12 protein-coding genes are annotated in these 20,488 nt (G+C 47.1%); 10 read left to right on the top strand and 2 right to left on the bottom strand.

Annotated elements, in window-relative coordinates; translation table 11 throughout:
- Positions 1-101 precede the first annotated feature (101 nt).
- Positions 102-2,858, top strand: a complete 2,757-nt coding sequence (locus MHB46_RS03445) for a PHB depolymerase family esterase (protein ID WP_341161618.1) — start codon at positions 102-104, stop codon at positions 2,856-2,858.
- Between the two features lie 140 nt (positions 2,859-2,998).
- On the opposite strand, the gene MHB46_RS03440 is transcribed toward MHB46_RS03445, so the two are convergent.
- Both MHB46_RS03440 and MHB46_RS03435 read right to left on the bottom strand, forming a co-directional pair.
- Positions 2,999-3,916 (bottom strand): hypothetical protein, encoded by a 918-nt coding sequence (locus tag MHB46_RS03440; RefSeq protein WP_341161617.1) that lies wholly within the window; start codon positions 3,914-3,916, stop codon positions 2,999-3,001.
- The gene (locus MHB46_RS03435) at positions 3,909-4,061 is read right to left on the bottom strand and encodes a hypothetical protein (RefSeq protein WP_023988385.1); all 153 of its coding nucleotides are present in this window, start codon (positions 4,059-4,061) and stop codon (positions 3,909-3,911) included. Before MHB46_RS03435 ends, MHB46_RS03440 begins: the two co-directional genes overlap by 8 nt.
- Positions 4,062-4,361: 300 nt before the next feature.
- On the opposite strand from MHB46_RS03435, the gene MHB46_RS03430 reads away from it, so the two are divergent.
- The 9 genes from MHB46_RS03430 (at position 4,362) to MHB46_RS03390 (ending at position 20,435) form a co-directional block, all read left to right on the top strand.
- On the top strand, positions 4,362-6,164 hold the full coding sequence (locus MHB46_RS03430; RefSeq protein ID WP_272640579.1) for a vWA domain-containing protein: 1,803 nt from the start codon (positions 4,362-4,364) through the stop codon (positions 6,162-6,164).
- Positions 6,165-6,188: 24 nt separating this feature from the next.
- Positions 6,189-9,578, top strand: a complete 3,390-nt coding sequence (locus MHB46_RS03425; RefSeq protein ID WP_165175448.1) for a tubulin-like doman-containing protein — start codon at positions 6,189-6,191, stop codon at positions 9,576-9,578.
- A gap of 3 nt (positions 9,579-9,581) precedes the next feature.
- Positions 9,582-11,948, top strand: a complete 2,367-nt coding sequence (locus MHB46_RS03420; RefSeq protein ID WP_341161616.1) for a transcription initiation factor TFIID — start codon at positions 9,582-9,584, stop codon at positions 11,946-11,948.
- 46 nt (positions 11,949-11,994) lie between these two features.
- Positions 11,995-13,284, top strand: coding sequence for a vWA domain-containing protein (locus MHB46_RS03415; protein ID WP_103047751.1), 1,290 nt, complete (start codon positions 11,995-11,997; stop codon positions 13,282-13,284).
- A 19-nt stretch (positions 13,285-13,303) separates the two neighbouring features.
- A complete protein-coding gene (locus MHB46_RS03410; protein ID WP_341161615.1) occupies positions 13,304-13,957 on the top strand; it encodes a beta-mannanase in 654 nt (217 codons plus the stop codon).
- Between the two features lie 16 nt (positions 13,958-13,973).
- Positions 13,974-15,239, top strand: a complete 1,266-nt coding sequence (locus MHB46_RS03405; RefSeq protein ID WP_254351317.1) for a TRAFAC clade GTPase domain-containing protein — start codon at positions 13,974-13,976, stop codon at positions 15,237-15,239.
- On the top strand, positions 15,236-18,265 hold the full coding sequence (locus MHB46_RS03400; RefSeq protein ID WP_341161614.1) for a GAP1-N2 domain-containing protein: 3,030 nt from the start codon (positions 15,236-15,238) through the stop codon (positions 18,263-18,265). The genes MHB46_RS03405 and MHB46_RS03400 overlap by 4 nt, the downstream gene beginning before the upstream one ends.
- Before the next feature lie 227 nt (positions 18,266-18,492).
- Positions 18,493-18,960, top strand: a complete 468-nt coding sequence (locus tag MHB46_RS03395; RefSeq protein ID WP_165175440.1) for a MarR family winged helix-turn-helix transcriptional regulator — start codon at positions 18,493-18,495, stop codon at positions 18,958-18,960.
- A gap of 92 nt (positions 18,961-19,052) precedes the next feature.
- Positions 19,053-20,435 carry an MFS transporter gene (locus MHB46_RS03390; RefSeq protein ID WP_341161613.1) on the top strand — a complete coding sequence of 461 codons (1,383 nt, stop codon included), beginning with the start codon at positions 19,053-19,055 and terminating at the stop codon, positions 20,433-20,435.
- The last annotated feature ends 53 nt before the right edge of the window (positions 20,436-20,488 follow it).

Raw genomic sequence — 20,488 nt, 5'->3', positions numbered from 1 at the left:
AGAGGTAATAACGAATAGTTTTATATAGTTCAATTGAATGTTAAACGGAATATTACCGCGACTACGTCTCTGAGGAAACAAAAACCTAGAGGGGGAATGTTATGAGGTTCACACATCTGGAAAAAGCAACAACTGTGCTGTCGGATCATCCGGTACGTCTAAGGTCTGCTTATGCAGTCGGTCCGGTCATCCTCCCGGAGAATTGCGGTGTGGGCAGGGAATGGTCCAATTATTTTGCTCATGAGGATTGGAATTTGGAAAAGGCTTGTGGTGAAGAAGGAATAGAGCTTTCAGCCGGAGGAAAGGCAGCGTGCCGATTATTGACCGAGCTGGACCCTCGGACTGCCGAACTCAATCTAGGTGTTTTTCCGCCTTTGGCCGAACAAGAAAGGCTTTTGCTGGTTTCAAATCTTCGTTGTATGGCTGCACAGGAAGTGATCTTCAGACCCTTTGAAGGAACGGGACAAATTTGGATAGATGGCACACTGGTATATGCGGAATCCGGTCCTTTTCGCTTGTATCTGGAGGAAGGCGATCACACGGTAGTTATCATTGCTGCGTTTATTCCCGAGGAGGCCCGTTCTATTCGTATCAGTGGAAATCAGGTATGCGACGAACCAGATGTGACAGAACTGCATCGTGAATTTGTAGAGCGTAATATACGTTTTCATATGGCATGGCTAGAGGTTGAGAAAAGTGCTGGCAGGGAGGGTGAAGACAGCCCGGTCTTATTTTATTTACTGCGTAAGGATCGGATAGATCTTCCCTTAGATCAAACGTTATGGGTCGAGGTAACAAATGATGAGGGCATGAAGCTGGATCGCTTTCCAGCACATTGGGAGCAGGAGCAAAGCTATGACTGGGATGAGGAAAAGGCCGAGAATACGGGAATGCTGCACTTCACCGTTACATATCGGGATCATGAGGCTGTGGAGCATCATTTTGTGTATTCGGCACTTGTGCGGCCTTTGTCAGTCGTCGTGGAGGGCTTGCAGGAAGAGTATGACCGGTACATTCAAGCCCGCGCTATAGATATTCTTCCTTCTGCGCAGAAAATACAAATAGAGGGCCTGCTTGAGGAATTAAAAAGGTTAACGGATTTGCCGGAAGATCCTTTTGAAATCTGGGATTACCGGGTTGTACGTGAATATATCAAGCTATTAAAACAAATCTTCACAAATGGATATACCGAACAGTCACAGCTCCCATCCTTACTTCAGGAAGAACACATTTTTTTGTCTAATGACGGAATTGGGGAAGGATTCTTTGTCTCCCGTTTGGACAATAGTTTGCAACGCTATACCATTCAGCTTCCCAGAAGCTACTCGACTGACCGACAGTATCCTCTGATCGTCCTGATGCCAGGCAAGCGATATGAGCTGGGTTTGCCGGATTTTCAGAATCGAGGTTTTGGACAAGGCTGGGAAGAGGAAGCTATATTCGTTACTTTTTCGTGCCGTGGTGTAACGTTGGGCAGTTATATTGGAGAAGCTGCTTTTTTGGAGGGGCTGGATGTCATACTGCAAGCGTACCGAGTGGACGAAGATCGGGTCTATCTGACGGGTTATTCGAACGGAGCATATGCGGCCTGGGCGATGGCACAGGCTTATCCTTCTCGTTTTGCGGCTATTGCGGTTATCTCTGGAGCGCCACATCCTAAGCATCTGATAAATCTGTTGAATATGCCAATATTGAATGTATGCGGAGATCAGGATTACTTATTTGCACAAGCATATGCAGCCCCTGTAACAACGCTTCCATCTGATCATTTTAAAGGTGTCGTAGAACGTCATTCTAATCACTGGGACACGCATGAGCTGAGACTTCTGGACGGCGTACTGGGTTGGCTTATGCAATGGAAAAGAGATGTCGTACCTCAGCGTATTGCCTATCGGACGGAACGGGGGAGACATAACCGGGCTTACTGGCTGGAACTGACGCGAATGGATGAAAATGAGGAATATGCCGAGTTGTACGGTGAAATGAGTGCCACAGGTGAGTTGGATATCGAGGCAGTTCACGCCGAAGAATTTATCATTCATCTTTCTCAAGAGGTCATGCCCTTGGAGCTGGCCCAGGTTCGTATCGGAGCCCGTATTTTCGTGTTGGACTTGCGGGAATACAGCCGCTTTCGCTTTGTTAAAACACAGTCACATAAACGCCCCTCACCTGAATACCGTTTGATTGCCGAACGGGAGGAAGAAAGCAGTGGATGCTTTACAAAAGAATCGGATGCCAAAAGGAAAACGGTGGGCTCGAAAAGCGTGGGAAGAAACGTTTTGAGCCACGGTATGGGTGTGCTTGACGTTTATATGGATCGTCTTCACATTGTCCTTCCATCCAGCTATGCTACACCGGAGGAAGAGCAGGCGGTGAGACGGACGGCGAACGCCTTGGCTAGCCCACGAACAGCAACTTGGAATCCGTATATCGGTGTTCATTATCCCGTGGTGTCTTCTAATGATATTACGGAGGAAGCACTGGCTGATAGCAACGTGATTTGTATCACTTCGGGCTTGTCCAGACATGAGCTGCTTCAGAAGCACCAGGCCGATCTGCAAATTACATGTACGGAGGAAGGGTATACATTGGGCGACGACTTTACGGCAGGCGAGTATTGTCTGTCATATATTCAACCTAGCCCATGGTCTGCGTACCAGCAAATGCTTGTCGTAGCGACCAATTCACCCCGTATGCTGGGTAAAAACCTATTTATGCGCAGACTAATTATGCCTGGATATTTTAATGGTCTACACCCATATTTGAATAAAGAGATTATTGTGTATGATAGCAAGGGTGTGCGTGCTCTTAACTTTACTTCCATTCGACATGCGCAGCAAAAACTGCAAGGCCAATAAAAAAGATAACAATGTTATAATAATCCATAATTAAAAAAACCGTCTGGAGGCACATTGGTGATCCTGACGGTTTTTTGCTGATTCATTGCAGTGATTTGTGATCGGGATGACGTCATATAAAGAAGGGCATTGTGGGCAGCTTAGCTTTTATATTGCTCCATCAGGTACATGATCTTTACTTCATCGGCCAAATCTCCAAAGGGTTCTAACGGATTCTCTTGAATGATATGATATAAACGCTGGACTCGCTCCTTTGGCAGTTTGCGTACATATCTGGAAATGAAAGCGGCATGGGTGACTACGTAGCGCTTTTTACGGACAGCTGCACTGGCTACGCGGACGAGAATATCTTCGCCCCCTGCCAATTCCAGAATACGGCGCTCATAAAAGACTACGTATCGGAATGTCCGGTCCTTGATCAGCTCACGATTGAGTCTGGCAATCTCTCCGATATATCTGACCATAAGCGGCTCAAAGCTCTTGATCAGGAGAGGATCGAGCGTTAATTCCATGTCTTTACGGAGAACAAAAGATTGCAGCAGGGCAACCTGCTGGAGCCTTATCCGATCATTATGAATGAGTACAGCCATCTCACGCAGCATCTCATAGGAGACACGCTCACTGAGCTGCCGCAGGGCAACCGCGTTTTTATGATTAACGTTTAGCCCTTCCTGGATCTGTTCTATACGGCCTCTAAACAGACGTATAAGCTGCCTACGCTGCTCATAAGGATAAATACCCTGCTGTAGAAGCACTAAGGGCAGCAGAAGCAGCGCACCGACGATACCGCATAGAAACATTTGTTGCTGCGAGTGGCCGAAAAAGACAGTAGCGGCCAGCAGTATGACGCCGACGGCAAAGTCTTTACGAAAATAACGTTTGGCTCTAAGTTTGGCATATTGCTCTACAGGAACTAGTGTATCCCGACCACATGATGTACACTTCTCTTCCCAAAGGGCGGTGAATTGTCCACAACGCTTGCAGACTCTTAGCTTTTGGAAGGCGTGCTCTGTGCGGGTAAATGGGCGAAATTGTACAGCTTGTTTGGAACTATTCATTGCGTTCACTTCTCCGGTTCAGCAGGGCCAGAAGCTCGGTGTCGATTTGTGTAATCGACGGGGCGCGTTTTTTATGTATATAGTAAATTAGTGATTTGATGGCGACAAAAAGAAACATAATCGCCAGACATCCGTATGAGATCATAGTGTACTTCCTCTTTCTGCTTGGATTTTTACTTCAATATTTTACATGGGCGGGTTTCGCTACTGTCATTTTTGTCGTATAAAGGAGAAGGCTGGTGCCCGATTGCCCTTGTTGGGGTATAATTATATCATTACTGCAGGATATTGGTAAAATCTTGCGGTATAACAGGCTTTTTGGTTGGGTTCAGACCATTCGGGCAGTATTTTCAGCTGGCGCTCATGTAAAACTCATTATAATTTAATAGTAGGGGAGTACAACTGTAATTTAGAATGAGAATTAACCGGCAAAGGGGTACAAGCGATGTTTAGTAGAGACAGAAAATGGTTTTTGGTCATCGGAATCATATGTACAATGATCATGACCTCGATTTTGGCATGGCAGCCACAGATGGCGAATGCCGCTTCACCCTCTGCTTCTAAGGTGGATGCGGTGCTGGTCGTCGATGTAAGTAATTCAATGAACACCAGTGATCCTGGGAAAATTGGCAATGAAGCCATGAAAATGTTCATTGATATGCTGTCGACGCAAAATGACAAAGTCGGGATTGTAGCGTATACGGATGTCGTACAGCGCGAGAAAGCCTTGCTTAATATTACATCCGAAGCGGATAAGCAGGAACTGAAGACGTTTATTGACGGACTGAACCGGGGGGCGTATACTGACACCTCCGTGGGTGTCAAGGAAGCGATCCGCATTTTGCAAGATGGTAAAACAGCTGGACATGCGCCTATGATCGTCATGCTGGCCGACGGTAACAACGATTTTAATAAGACGACAGGCAGAACCGAAAGCCAATCCGATCAAGATATGGCACAGGCTGTAGCTGAGGCTAAAAATAGCGGCGTTCCAATCTACACCATCGGTTTGAATGCAGATGGAAAGCTGAATAAAAACAAGCTCGCCGACATAGCGCAGCAAACGGGTGGCAAGTCCTTTATTACAAGCTCAGCGGATGACCTGCCGAACATTTTGAGTGAAATTTTCGCCAGCAATTTGAAGTTGAAAGTGGTGCCTTTGCAGTCCATTACGGCAAACGGCGACTATCAGGACGTAACGGTAACCGTACCGAACGATAGTGTGCTGGAGGCTAACATTTCGATCATGTCCTCGAAACCGGTGGATGCGAGACTGATAGACCCGTCGGGTAACACCAAGCCGATTCCTTCGAGTGATGTGCTGCTGTCCAAGTCCAAAAGCTACTCGCTGATTAAACTGCTTAAGCCTGTGGCTGGTGACTGGAAGCTCCAAGTCAAGGGAGTCCAGCAGGATCAGATTGATATTAATCTGGTGTTTAACTATGATTTGGAGCTGAAAATGGACGCACCGTCAGCCAAATCATACAAAAAAGGCGATGCAGTTCAAATTCGTTCCTACCTGACGAGCAATAGCCAGCAGCTCCAGGATCAGGAATTGTATGCGAATATGAATGCTGTTCTGAAGGTCAAGGATCTGGATTCCGGTACAACGAATGAGGTGCCGTTAACCAATGCAGGGGATTCTTTTACCGGTTCCTATACGATTCCAGATGAGCATGACTACGAACTAACCGTTAGAGCAGAGGAGAAGAGCTTTTACCGTGAAACACAGCCTGTAACCATCAGTGCTAAAGCAGGGGCGACGAGCGGTACGAATACGGGCACGACGCAGCCAACAACACCTGCTGAAAAGTCCAAGCTAATGCCACTCATTCTTTTAGGGCTGGGACTGCTCGTTCTGCTGGTTGCCGCGTATTTCATCTGGAAGGCTGTCAAAAAGGCCAACCGTGGCTTTGTCGGTCAAATCGTACTGGAAATCCGGGATGAGAACACCGGCGAAAAAACGTATCCGCAATACAAGAAGCTGAACACCTTCCGAGGCAAATTTAATCTGCACCAGTTGCTGCAACTGGCACCGGAATTTGCTGGAACCGACAAGGTCGTGTTCACACCAGCCAATCAGGATCGTATCATTGTGCGCAGTACCCCCGAGATTACGATTGAAAAATCCGGACGGGCTGTTGACACAGGCAACGGTCTTGAACTCAAAAACGGTGATCGTCTGACGATTCCGTTAGCCAGTGTGGACAAAACCATTTTACTGGAGTTTATTTCAGTAAACAGCTAAACGAACCCTTAGGAGGTCATATCTATGAAACCAGTAGTTAGAGAGCATATCCAACAATTAGACGTATCACTCGGCGGAGGGATCGTAAGCGATAAGATCAGAGTTGATACTATTGATAATCCTATTTTAATTATCGGACTCGGAGGAACGGGGATTGATGCCCTTCTCCGCTTGAAATATCAAATTAACCGTAGATTCAAGCTTCCAGCAGATCCGATTTCCAAGAAAAAGAGTGATAAACCGGACAATGTGGAATTTCTCGCTTTTGAAACGAATGAACAAGACCGCAACAAAAAATACAAGGGGATTGGTTTGGACCCTATCAATGAGTTTGTACTGCTATCCAATGCGGAAATCGGTGGATTGCTGCAAAACCGCAGCATTCTTGAGCCGTACATTACCGATTGGCTGTCTCCCGAACTAAGCATTACCGATGGTATGAATGGTGCGGCAGGGGTGCGGCAGGCAGGACGATTGCTGCTGTTCACCAAAATCAATCAGGTCGTACAAAGCATTGACAAAAAAATCAAAACCTTGTCTGAAGGCACCAACAAGAAGCTTATGGTGTTCCTGCTGTCCGGTTTGTCCGGCGGTACAGGAAGCGGTACCTTCCTCGATATTTCATATATCGTCCGAGGAATTATTGAGCGCGACTATGGCTCTGCAGGCGTAGACCGTGTAAATACATTAGGTTATCTGTTTACACCAGATATTAATTTGGCGAACAAAAGCCTGAGCGAGCATACCCGTGAATATATTAAAAAGAACGGCTATGCTGCACTGAAAGAACTGGACTATTGGATGAATGTAGACAGCCGTGGTGAACGTTTTAAGCAGCAGTACGGAAATATTCTGACCGTGAACTCGCCGCTTCCACCGTTTAATCTGTGCCATCTCATTTCGGCCACGAATACGGAAGGCAAGCTGTTGGAAAATGCTTACGATTACTGCATGAATGTCACCGCTGAGAACATCACTAACTTTATGGCGAGTGAGGAAAAACAGTCGGGCGAAGAGTTTGCCATTCATGACTATATCAGCAATATCCGTACCAACATCGCACAAATGAATAAGGCGTATCCGGCAAACTACGATTACAATATTATCGGGGCTTCCTCGGCGGTACTGCCAATGGAGGAAATGACGACATATCTGGCCTATCGAATGTTTGGCAAAATGTCCAAAATGTTCGAGCAATCGCCAAATCAAGAGGATGTAGAGAAGTTTGCCCGCAAGCTGGGCGTGGATCTGGATAGCATGATCAAAAACTTTGAATCCCGTGTACCTGAGCCACTTCCTGGCTTTGAAAACAGTGAACGGTTAAGTTATAGCAATGTCGTTAAAATGCAAGTTGTCAATATGGACACCGAGCTTGAGCAAACGTTCCTGACGCGTGCCCGCGAAGAGTATATCAAAGCGAAGAAGCAGCTTCCTGGTGAAATTACTGGACAGTTTACGGATCAAATTCGCCGGATGTTTCTCCATCCTGAGCAAGGGCCGTTTTATGTATCCCGCATGATTTATACTGAAAAAGGATTTAGCTTGCTGAAAATGCTGCTTTCATATGTTGAAACGTTGCGTGAATCACTGCACCGTATTCCTACGGACATTGAATGGGCACGTGAGCAGGCGAACGAAAAGCTGGGCGATGCCAAGAGCGCGTTTGTGTCTAAGGATAAAAAGAAAAATGCGTACATCGAAGCGAAAATTAATGAATATTGGCTGCGGGCTGATGTGGAACGTACAGAGCAGCTCATTGAATTTTATGAAGACCTGTATGACTTGTTGAACAAGGAAAATAGCCGCATTTATAATGTATTTACTGAAATTTTGAACGCATTGAGCGCAATTTTCGAGAAGAATGGCGATCTGCTGATTAACGGCGAGGAACAGTCCGATCACAAAGGCAACAAAACGTACTATTGGAATCTGGTAAGTGTACCGGATATTTCTGAAGTTGTGACCAAGCTGCTGGATAACCGCAACGGTGATGATTTGATTCGTGATTTTGCCCAAGAATTGCTGGAAAATTCAGATCAATGGGTGAAGGATCAGGATATGGACATCATCAGCTCAATCTCCAATTTCTTGACTGATAAGTTCGGTGATCTCATTACCCGTTCCATGGAGGATTTCCTCGTCATGAAATACGGGCAAGATGAAGCCATTGAAAAGTTTGTGGAGCGCTACATTGCGAGCAAACTGGATGAGGAAGCTGTACCAGTGTTCCATCTGAGCAATAGCTCTGGCAACTTGTACTTCCCGTCATGGGGATTCGTTTCAGTACCTGTACAGTCGCCTAATATCCTGAAGGGCGTTCGCAATTATCAAAATAATGCAATTGGCAAATCACACTTTACTATTAAAGAGAGTGAAGTTCGTAACCGGATTTTCTGGCTCAATACGCGTAATGGTGTTCCTCTGTTTGTATATACGCCGCTCAAAGTGTATGAAGAAAGCTATGAAAAAACGATTCTTGACCGCGAAGGTATTGGCCGCCATCTGGTACAAACAGGTCAGAACAACTGGACTAATCTTCCGTCGCCGATTCCTGAAAAGTCATGGGGCGAAACTTACGTCAATTCGCGTGTGCAAGCTTACAATGCCCGCATTCGTAATGATTTTGACCGTGCCAAGTCACTTGGCGTGATTCGAGAAAAGGATGTCGATCAGAATACGAGCAGCCGCTTCACTGTAATCCGTTCACATGCGCTAGATCTGAATGCGATGCTGGCAGGCTACGATATGCGCTTGCAGGAATCCAAGCCGAATTTGGGTGAGGTGAAAAGAGCATGGTCTGAGTTGAAACGTCTGCTGGCTGAAGGGCTGGAGCAGGCCGGAAGCAAGGACATCTTTGGCAGCATCAATGAAGAGATGGCGAAGGAAAACCTGATCCGTTCACCAGAGTTAACACAGGTGGTTCGTGAAGAACTAGCGAAATATACACAAATTGAAGCGAAAGCCACTGAACTGGAAGCTTTGCTGGGCAAATATCAGGATGAAGAAAAATGGCTGGATCAGTTCATTCAGGCACTCTATACGGATACGATTACGAAAAAAGGTGCTTTGTACGTCTATGATCGTGACGAAGAAGAAGAGGCTTGGGAGCCGTTTGCCAATGTCATGAAGAGCCGTAATTATGTGGAGTTTGAAGTGTTTACAAACTTCCGTGGTTTGGATGAAAAGAAATTCGCAGCTCTAATGCGCAAGGCGGATCGCCGTGATGCTGTATTGACTTCATCGGAGGATATTACACCACTGCTGTCGAAGCTAGATGAACTGGCTGCTACTTACACAGAGGCCCGCAATCAATTGGAATATGAAAAGGTGGAGCTGGCTAACGGAGCGGAACTATATGCATTTTATGCTCAAATGGCTGGAAAATTAAACGACATCCGCAGAAAGTTGAAATAAAGTATGAGAGAGCAGCTGTTACGTTATGCGGCTGACTATGCAGCCGCAGAGGACCAATTAATCGGAAGCGGGGATGGACGCAGCAGCATCCATTTCCCGTCCGTGTTTCTTTTTATCGGTGATCGCATGAACCCGGTGATGAACACCATTGCAGATATCAACCGGACCAAGTGGGATAACAGCACGGGAGTAACGTATATTCAGATCCGCTCGCAGGAAGAACATGCGGCTGTAGATCGTTCGGTGGATGCTATTGTTCATACGATAGCGGTACCGGAGGAAAGTGGCCACCAAACGATACGCCGTGACTTGCACCAGGCTTTTTATACACATGAATCGCAGCTAATTGAGCTTAACACCGCGTTGCGCCGGGCTAGTGGACATCTGGCAGATTACGGTCGGTTGTATTCTTCGTTCGAGCGTGTCCATTTGTCGATTTTGACGACAGCGGATGACCCCATGAACGTATTAATCCCTGAAATTACGCTGTTGGCGGAGTATATTTTTGCACAGTCTTTTAAATCGGTACAAATGGATCTGTATGTGTTGGTGAATGAAAGCGATCAGGCTGTCCAATTCGGTTACAGTAATGCAACGTCCGTTGCTTTCATGCGGGAGCTGGACTATATCCAGAGTCCAGAGTATACGTTTACGGCACCGCTTCATATGACCGAGGACAAATTGACCATTCCAGTAACCCATGCTCCATCACCGTTGTTCGACCTCGTCTATGTGCTGTCCGACAAGAACGAACGCGGCGTAACGGTGCCGAATAGCCTGCGAGAAAGCTGTGACATCATTTGCCATATTCAGCTTCTTAAAAACCGCTATCAGGCAGGAGATTCCTATCGGTCACAGGATGGGGGATACAACAATACATCGTTTAAAAACAACATCATGACGGAATCCGGGCGGCAGGGTTATGTGTCGGCTGGATTTTCCCGAGTCAACCGCCCTAACCAGTCAATCGCACTTACGGTGCTGTATCACTTTTATGTGAAGCTGTTAGAGCGTATGAGAACAGAGCAGGAGTGGGACATACGCGATAAGCTGAATTATTTTGGTTTAGATGCTGCTGAGCGTGGTCGCACGCGAAATGATCTCGTTCCTGGTAATGAAGCGATCACGGACATGAGCGCACTGATGACCAGCGGAACCAGCTACGGCTCGTTGAAGCGAATGACATTACGTGAGGCGGAGGAAGCCTTGTTTGGTCAGGGCTGCGAAGCCTTTTTCCGCGATAACTGTGAACGGATTGTGCACAAACGGTTGGGAGATTTTCAGGCGGAATCAGGTCTGCAGTCGGCTGTGAATGCAGCTGCCAAGGAATATCCTGAAATCGGCTTATTCGAGTTAACAGACTGGACAGATGAAAATAAAACAGGAAATGTGCTTACCGCCATTCGGGGGCTGATTCGGGATACGTCCAATGACTTGCAGATTAGTGCTGCTGAACTGGACACCCTGTATAGCGGGCGAGTGGAGGACCAACCTTTTCAACGACTGCCACTCATGGATAAGCATAATGTGCGCAGCTTGATTCGTTACCTGACCGAGACGGTTTACGGGCACAAACTGCACATGCTGCGAATTCAAGCCGATTTGGAGCTGCTTCGCCGCTATGAACTGGCACTAGAAAAATGGCATGCACAAGCGAAGCATATTACAGTACAGCTTTCCAGCCTGGAGCGTGAATTACATCAAGCTGCAACAGACAGTATTCGGCAGGCCGACAGTTACACAGGTCAAAACCTGTTCGAGTATTACGAGCGTGTGACGGAGGATGTCATGCGTGAGCTGGAAAGCAAGCGGGGAAAATCTATATTCTTTGATACCCGGCATATGGGGCCTGTATCTGGATTGCTGGACGGGGGCCTGTCCGCATTGGTGGATCGACTTACGCAGACCTGTCGCACCTTGATTCTCAGTTCACAGCCGTTTAATCAGACCTTCGAAGAAGAATTATTGCGGCGTGCGAATGTAGCTGCTGCATATGAAAATCGGCTGGTCGTTCCGAAGGATGAGCTGTTTAAGAAACTGTATCAAACGTTAGAGGAACATGGTGGAATTAACGTACGTTTGCTCGACTATACCCATGAGCATCGGTATGAAGAAAAGTACTTCTTTGGTGACTACGAAGGTGAATTTCTTCCTTATGCGATGGATGTGGACATTACTTCGCGTATTTACAAGCTGGGTTTTGTACATGAGCGTCGCAGCAGCGGGGTGGAAAAGCTGCATTTGATGGGCGGCTTCCATCTGGAGGATCTGATGGTTTACCGCAACGGCAAAACGTATTATGAGACATATACTGCGAATGGTTTCGTGTTTCACGGAATCGACGTGGACCGGTTGCCGGAATTGCGGTAGCCACATATTCATCCTACTTTAATGATGGAAGGAAGCAACGATTCTTATGAAGCAGCGTAAATTTAACGTTCTCCTATTGCTGTTCGGCTTGCTGGGCGCTGTAGTAGGCTTCATCTTGGGAGAGCTTATTCTTCACAAATTGATAGGGCACTGGCCGCATATCGTCGTGATCGGGCTGTATTTTGGCATCATGGCACTGTGTATTGGCCTAGGTTGTCTGATCGGCGAACTAATTTCGCCACAGTTAAATGGGCATTCATGGCGGCAGCGCTACTCCGGGTTATCCTGGAAGTTACTGGTGCCTGCAACGCTGGTGATGTTATTCGTCGCAGGTCTGCTATTGGAGTTGGGCTATCAGGTTAACCCTGAAGGGCGCAAGAGCGTACAGGACCTCGTGCTAGTGATTGATAATTCCGGGAGTATGCAGCAAACAGATCCCGATAATGAACGCCTAACGGCTGCCAAGAGTCTAATTGGCCAAATGGATGGAGACAAGCGGGTAGCCATTGTTTCATTTGATTCTACTGCGCAGTTGGTTCAGCCGTTTACTCCCATTCGCACAGATGCAGAGAAGCAAGCGGTTTATTCCAAAATTGATAGTATGCAGACTATAATGTCAGGCGGTACAGAGATCGGACTTGCTTTGGATGAGACGATCAAGGAGATTGAAACCCAAGGCAATGCAGAAAAAGGTTCTCTCGTTATTATGCTCTCTGACGGCTTTAGCGAGCTGGATACCCAGACGGCATTGGCTCCTTATATCGCCCGCCAGATTCCGATCAATACGATCGGGCTGAAGCTGGCAGAGTCGGATGGTATAGCCTTATTGCAAAATATTGCTGACCTGACAGGCGGAACTTATTCTAATGTAGCCAATGCCCAAGGACTTACTCAGGCGTTCGGTAAAATATATAACAAAATCGGTGATCGCACACTGGTAACGGAGCGGACAGGTGAGTATGCCGACAGTCTGTATTTTGCCATTTATCGCGTAACGGCTCTGGTCATTATCGGCGCTCTATTAGGATTAGCTCTTGGGCTGATGTTTGATAACCGTTTTCTCGCGCGGAATTTTGCGATTGGAGGAGTCCCGGCAGGCTTGCTCGCTGGCTTTATTTTGGAAAAGGGATTATCTGGCTCGCCTATAGGCGACTTGATGATTCGTTTGGTGGCAGCGCTCGTACTGGCAGCCCTTATCGCTGTCTTTTCGCTTGTTCTACCGATTGCGGAAAATACTCGCCGATCTTCCGGTGGAGGAAGTCAGGGTGCGCCGTCAGGACGCCGGAGAGGGGCACCGGAAGCCCCGACGCGCAATCGACGCAGCAGTGGATTTTAGAACGGGAGGCCTGGAACTTATGCAGTATAGGGAAGCACAGCCCGGTGATCCTGTTATTTCGGAGCTGAGCCACAAAATTGATGACAACCGGGTTGTGTTGCGCTGGCAGTGGCCTGAGGGCGCAGCCGTGGTATATATTGCGAAACAATCAGCCGATGCAGGTGTGAATGGGCAAAATGAGGGTGAAGTTTTACCGCCTTTTTCAAGCCTAAAACTGTTTACACGCGAGGAGTATAAGGCTGCTGGTAGCTATCGTGACCGAATTGATGGTATTGGACGCGTACGGTATATCGTATATCCGGCTGTTCGGGAGGATGGAGACACTTACGTGATCCGTCAGCAAGACGGAGCCAACCAACTGGAGTTGAGTACGGGGAGGGCTAAAATCAGATATGCGGTTCACCATAAAAAAAGCTGGTTTCGCAGCCGCAAAACCGTCCAGATTCAGGTGACAGCCGAAGTTCCTGTCCCGCAGGAGGCGCTTTGCTACGTGAAGAAGCGCGGGGGCTATCCCGCAGACCGGGACGATGGAACCTTGTATCCATTCACGGCACCCTTTGCCGCGGGACGGAATGTTTTACCCGCTGTTGAAGTGGGGGGAGATGAATATGTGCGGCTGTTTTTTACAGACGGCCAGAAATATGGCACGGTATTTGAATTAGTTCCTGAATGAAAGGAGGCCGCAACCGATGAGTTTTCTTAGCAATTTATTCAGAAGAAAGCCACAGGCAGCGCCAAGGCCGTTATTTTATGATATTGTGTGCCCTTATTGCTTTAGTAAATTTTCCCCGGAGGACGTGGTATTCCGCGCTTCTCATCACCGTGAAGATGACGAGGACTACGCTTTAGGTGAAGATGAGCTATTGAACAAATATCGGGAGCGTTTTGGCTTGGATAGTGTGCATGATATGGAGGCGATTTTGCATCCCCATGATGTTCCTGAGGAACATCGATTGTATTCTGATCATGTACTGACAGGACTGACGGACCGTTATGGCGAGCTGACGCGCCACCGACTGTGCCCGCACTGCCATAACGAGCTGCCCGTGACGGCGGGTAAGGTGCCTAGCAATATCATTTCGATTATTGGGGCTTCGCAGGCGGGGAAATCTGTCTATATGACCTCCCTGATTCACACGTTGCAGCATGTTACGGCCGATCATTTTGACGCGGCTTGCATGCCGCTCAATGCAGAGATCAGCCGAAAGTTCCGCACCATGTATGAGGAACCCCTATTTGAACGAGGCGATCTGCTTACATCGACACAAAAAGAAAAGATGCAGGAGCCTTTTATCTTCCAGTTTGTATTTAAGGATGAGGAAAAGCCGCCACTGACGCTGGTATTTTTTGATGTCGCCGGTGAGGGAATGGTAGATCAGGACTATCTGGGACTGCATGGACAGCATATTAAGAATTCAGCAGGTATTCTCTTTATGGTCGATCCACTGCAAATCCGCTCTATTCGGGAGCGCATTAAGATTAACCTTGGCGATAAGCCGGGTGAATGGGTCTCACAATATGATGAACCGCGTGATGTCGTACTTACGATGTTCGGTGATTTTATTGCTTATCAGGAAAAAGGGAAAACGGACATTCCGACCGCTGTCGTCCTGACCAAAAGTGATATGCTTACTGCATTGGCAGATGAAGAAGGCACATACATCAAGAGGAATAGCAATATTTTTAATCCGATGGAGCATCGCAAATATATGGATTTGGATGAGTTCGCGAACATTGATGGCGAAGTTCGACGCTTCATCGAAAAGGTGGATAAGCCGTTCAAGGGCACGATGGATGTATATTTTACGGATACGGCCTATTTCGCGGTTTCCGCGCTGGGTAGCAATCCAGTGGAGCAAAAGCTGCAAGGATTGGTTAGTCCGATCCGTGTGGATGAGCCATTCATTTGGCTGCTTTACAAGTTGAAGTACATTGAGGGGAGAGAATCACAGTGAGTTATTCTACCTCTCATTTGATACAACAGCAGATGTACACACGGGAACGGCGTGGAATTTTCCGTTCTACGGAAGGCTTCGATACAGTGGCTAATTCCAAAGGATTGGATGCTTCTTTTATTAAAAAGGTGCTCCATCCCTTATGTGTATATGATGCGCCTGCTGCCTTGACGGCGCGTGGCGAGAAGCAGGAAAGCGTCTATCCGGAAGCCATGCATCTGGTACGGACGGAGTCCGGGGATGTAGTGCTTGGCCGCAGTATTTATAAGGTTGCGGATTTTACTGGGCTGCGGAGCGCCTTTTTCACGCACAACTATGTGATTCCAGCCGGACATGGTGAATCTCCGTCTGACTATAAGCAGTGGCTGAACACATCATTTGTTGATACCTATGATATTGAGCAGGGAACGGATTTACCGGAATTGGAGCGTCTACCGGGTGGAAGTGTATTTCCGGCTGTTGACCCGTCTACAGTGCTGGCTCAATTGCAGCTGAGCGAAGAAGTGTTCAAACAGCTTTTATACGCAGTCATGATGTCCGCAGCGGGTCGCAAAAAGGTATATGTAGCGCTGAATGTTCCTGTAGAAGCGGTCGGTTCTTCAGCCAAGCAGCTGCTGGGTGTGCTGTATGCGGCACTGCCTTATGCATTTCGTAACAGACTCGGATTTCTTACATATGCACAGGAACCGAACAGCAGAAAAGGCATTCACTTAATGTTCGTTGAGCCTTTTAGTTTGCGTCCCGGTGATCGGAATGTGGAAAAGGACTTTGTATTTGACCTGTCTAACCATAGTCGAATACTTAATGTGGATGCAGAGCAGGTGAGACAGCCGTATTTTGACTGGATTGTCCGTACGTTGCTGAATGGTGAGACGCCGGATGATTTCTTCAAATTTGCCGAGCAGATGCTGACAGGTATGGAGGCAGGGCGTGATTTGACGCCATCCAGCTATCATGAGCTCATTACGTTGTACAGAATTGAGCAGGGAGAGCGGGCATTATACAACGAACAACGAATCGCTGTATTACGAAGCTTGACTGATTATTTATCGCCACCCGATGCGCTGCCACGTAAAATGAGGCTGAATGATCTGTTTCTATCGTTTTTTGATCATGAATTTGATCGGGTGAAGGATGGATATATTCCAGATGTAGGTCTAGTCGATAGTTTCAAGGACTATTATAAAGTTCATGCACGCAGCAGCGAAAATCGGTTGGTGGAATATTTAATCCGTTCGCTAAACAATGCTTATACTGCCAGAAATACGGAAGCAGTCACGTATATTTACCATACGATTGAGGAGAATCCGTCATTAGGCAAGGCATATTTTACGAAAGTGCTGGGTAATCCGGCGCTTACAAAAATGCTGTTCATTCCCTACATGGACAGTCAGATGAAAAGAACACCGGATGCCAAGGGGCTGCTGGCCGTTGTGCACGAATGGGGCAGTCGGTATATCGAAGTGTCGGCGAATGCCGATTTTCAGCTTTTGGCAGAATCTGCATTGATGGGCAGACTGCGTGCCGAAAGAAAACCAGTAGAGGCTGTGGCTGCCATTCACCAACGCTTGCGTCAATGGGACAGCAGCTCTGCCGTAGGCAAACTGTCCCCGCTGGAGCAATCTGGATTGACAGAGCGCTTGCAGGAAGCGTCGGATCGGTATTTACTTACCGAAGTAGAGCTAAAAGAAATATCACCCGATCAGGTCATACAGATTCCATTTTTTACACGGCCCGATTTGGTGCAGTGGGTTGGAAAGCTGCCTGCTCCTCTCAAGGGACAAGCAGTGCGATTGATTGCAGCTTACGATTGGTTTAACACGGAGGAACCGGAACCGTCGGTACTGGATGGCCTGGAGCCTGGCGAAGTAGAAAAGGTACAGGATTGGGCTTATGGCTGGCTGCCCCAGCAGCTTGCGGAAGGCCATTTTGCCCGTCTGTTGCCTGCTTTCTATCGTTCTGACGGGCCGGGAGAAGGAATATTGGACTTTGCTCGTCTGGTCAGTTCGATCCGCAAATGGGCGAAGGATAACGATACGATGTACCGCTTTATCCGATGGTCGGAAGAACACCCCGAGTTTGCTACTCCACGTGGCGGTTTCGAACCGTCGTATCGACGTGCGCTACTTCTATTCTTCCAAAAGGAAGGACGAGAGGGACTGCATAAAAAAACGCTGTGGCGTCAATATTTTGAACCTGCAAAGCCTGCTTTTAAAAATTTCTATTTGGCAGCAAAGCGGGAGACGGACACACCGTTGGTTAAAACACTTCGTCGTTTTCGTAAAGGTGGGGTGATTTCCGGGATCGTGCTGATTGTCATTGCAGGTACGCTCGGCGGCCTGAAAGCAACCGGGGTGATCGGATCTGGTGACACACCTGCGCCTGTTGCTGCTCCGAAGCCTGTACAACAGCCTGTAGAGCCTACAGTGCCCGTAAAAGAGGAGCCTACGGCGATAGTGACACATGTGCCTAATACCAAGTCCACTACGAAAATGGTCAAGCTGTTGTTTGCGTTTCAGACATCGACAGAGCAGGCAGAATTTAAGCCGAAGAAGCTCGTCATTGTTGGGGCGGATCAACAGGAGCACTTATACGAAAATTTTACGCTTGCTGAACAGAACGACAAGGAAGCTGCCAGTAATGCGAACAATGATCCATCCGGTGACGTAATCACTGGGAGCGCCACTACAAAAAGTACGACAGCAGATGGACAATCCACGGACAGTGGTTCCACAGCTCGTGGTAGTACATCCAGTGGAACAAGCGGCGATCAGTCTGGAGCAGTGACAGGCAACACGGACGGAGGCTCGACTTCGGAGATTTCTACTGAGGGTAGTGGTATAGCAGCCGATAAAACCATAGGTAGCACGTCCGGTGATGGTACAGAGACAAAGGAGTACGATCTGAAGAAGTATCCTTATCGTACGTTGTTAACCATTTGGCAACGGCTGGAGCTGAATGATGCTAGTACGGTTACCGTTGATGAAGAAGAATATCCGCTAGTTCAAGTGAAAGCCGCGGACTAAACAACTATAAAACAAATGAATGATGAATGAAGTAAAAGACGGGTTTCCTTCAAGGACTCGTCTTTTATTATGCCTATATTTCCATAAAGGATGAATCCGTAATTTGAAATTCACCTTATCTTAGTAAACATCATTTTACGAAAGTATTGACACCAAGTAGGCAGCTGATTAAAATTAGTTGGAATTCAAACTATTAAAATTAGATGGATATGGAGGTTCGTAGTGAGATGGGAAGCGAGGTGTATCCCGTTTGTCTTCCTTGGGAGGAAGAGAGCACGATGTATTTAATTAAATGGATTTTCACTACCGTCCGGCGCGAAATTGAAACGGCACTGCGCCCTTTGGGACTCACCTCCCCACAATCGCAGACGCTCTATATACTGGCGGTGTCGCCTGGAGTCACCAATACGGATTTGGAAAGGCTATTGCTTATTGATAAATCAAGCGTTACCAGCCTGGTTAACGGGATCGTTAAGAAAAACTGGGCAATACGCAAAAGTCACCCGGAAGATGCACGAATGAAGCAAATCTATTTGACTGAGGAAGGCTTAGAGATTCACAAAGTAGCTGAACGTACTATTGAGGCAATTAAAAGCTCGGTAGGTGAAACATTATCTGTCGGAGAATCGGAGACGCTGCGCGGCCTGCTTAAAAAAATTCTCCGCGACTACCACCATGAGGACACCCGCGTTTGAGCGGATATATAGAGAATTTGCCCGGATAGGGGTATCAAAAACAGTGAAATATGATCTTAGATAAGAGGTTTACAGGAGAGGGAGACAACCAAATGATAAATGAACAAACTTATCCCAATGCGGATAAGCTTATGCGAGTGCTAGCTTTCACACTTGTTTTTTCAGTGATGAACGCTTTTATGTTTAATGTCGTTATGCCTGTGATTCGAGAGGAGTTTCATATTAGTGCTTCCGATGTAAGTTGGTTGCTGACTGGCTATATGATCGTGTATGCAGTTGGCTCGGTGACCTACGGCAAATTGGCAGATAAATATCGTCTTAAGGATTTGCTGACGTTTGGGATTATCTTTTTTGCACTGGGTTCGCTTATTGGACTGTTGGCCAATCAATTTTGGATGCTCATTGTAGCTCGTTTGCTTCAGGCTGCAGGGGCTGCTGTTATTCCGGCAACTGCTATGATCGTCCCAGTCCGTTATTTCTCGGCTGAAAAAAGGGGACGTGCTTTGGGCGTCACAGCAATCGGCTTGGCGTTAGGTACTGCACTGGCTCCGATTATTTCCGGTTTGATCACAGGCTTTGCAAGCTGGCGTTTTTTGTTCGTCATTTCCATGCTGCCACTGATCGCATTGCCGTTCTTCCGCAAATATTTGGACGATCAGCGTGGAGAGGATCAGAAGTTCGATTTTCTAGGTGGATTATTGCTGGGTGGAACAGTAGTCTTCTTATTACTTTCGATTTCGCAAACCAATATGATGTTTTTTCTGGTCGGTATGGTGTTATTTGCACTGTTTATATGGCGCATTAACACTGCGCATGATCCATTCATCCAGCCGAAGCTGTTCCGTAACAAGCAATATTCATACGGGCTCCTTATTGCTTTTTTAGGGACGGGGATTAGCTTTGGATTGCCGTACTTGGCACCGCAGTTTCTAAACAGTCTCAATCAGCTTACGCCGGCAATAATTGGACTGGTTATGTTTCCGGCTGCTATTGCTTCGGCTCTATTGGGTAAAAGAGGAGGGCGTTTGGCGGATAGCAAAGGAAATTCGTTTCTCGTCTATACAGCTGTATCGCTTTTGTTTATCTGTTTTATCAGCTTGTCTACATTTGTGGGTGCCTCTCCGTATCTGATTTTATTTTTGCTTATTTTCGGAAACGTAGGTCAGACCTTCATGCAAATTGCCATGTCCAACACGATTTCTCGTACCTTGTCGAAAGACCAGATTGGTGTTGGAATGGGGCTGCTATCTCTGCTGAATTTCATTGCCGGGGCGATCACGACAAGTATTTTGGGCAAAACGCTGGATAGTTCGTCGTCCTTTCATTTGAATCCTGTCGTATCTAATGTGCAGGTATTCAATTTTAGCAATATTTTTACGGTGCTTGCACTGATTGCGCTTGTGACGATGGCACTTTATGCGTTGCAATTCAGAAGGGGTTCACGCCGTAATACGCCTGCTGTTGAACAAGGATAAACATTTGATGTAAACTCATGCCAAAACAAGGGTATAATATAGAAGGAAAAGTT

Source organism: Paenibacillus sp. FSL H7-0703, from assembly GCF_038003485.1.
GTDB classification, from domain to species: Bacteria; Bacillota; Bacilli; order Paenibacillales; family Paenibacillaceae; genus Paenibacillus; species Paenibacillus polymyxa_B.
Note: the sequence above shows the minus strand (reverse complement) of the source record. Positions and strands in the feature narration are given on the sequence as shown.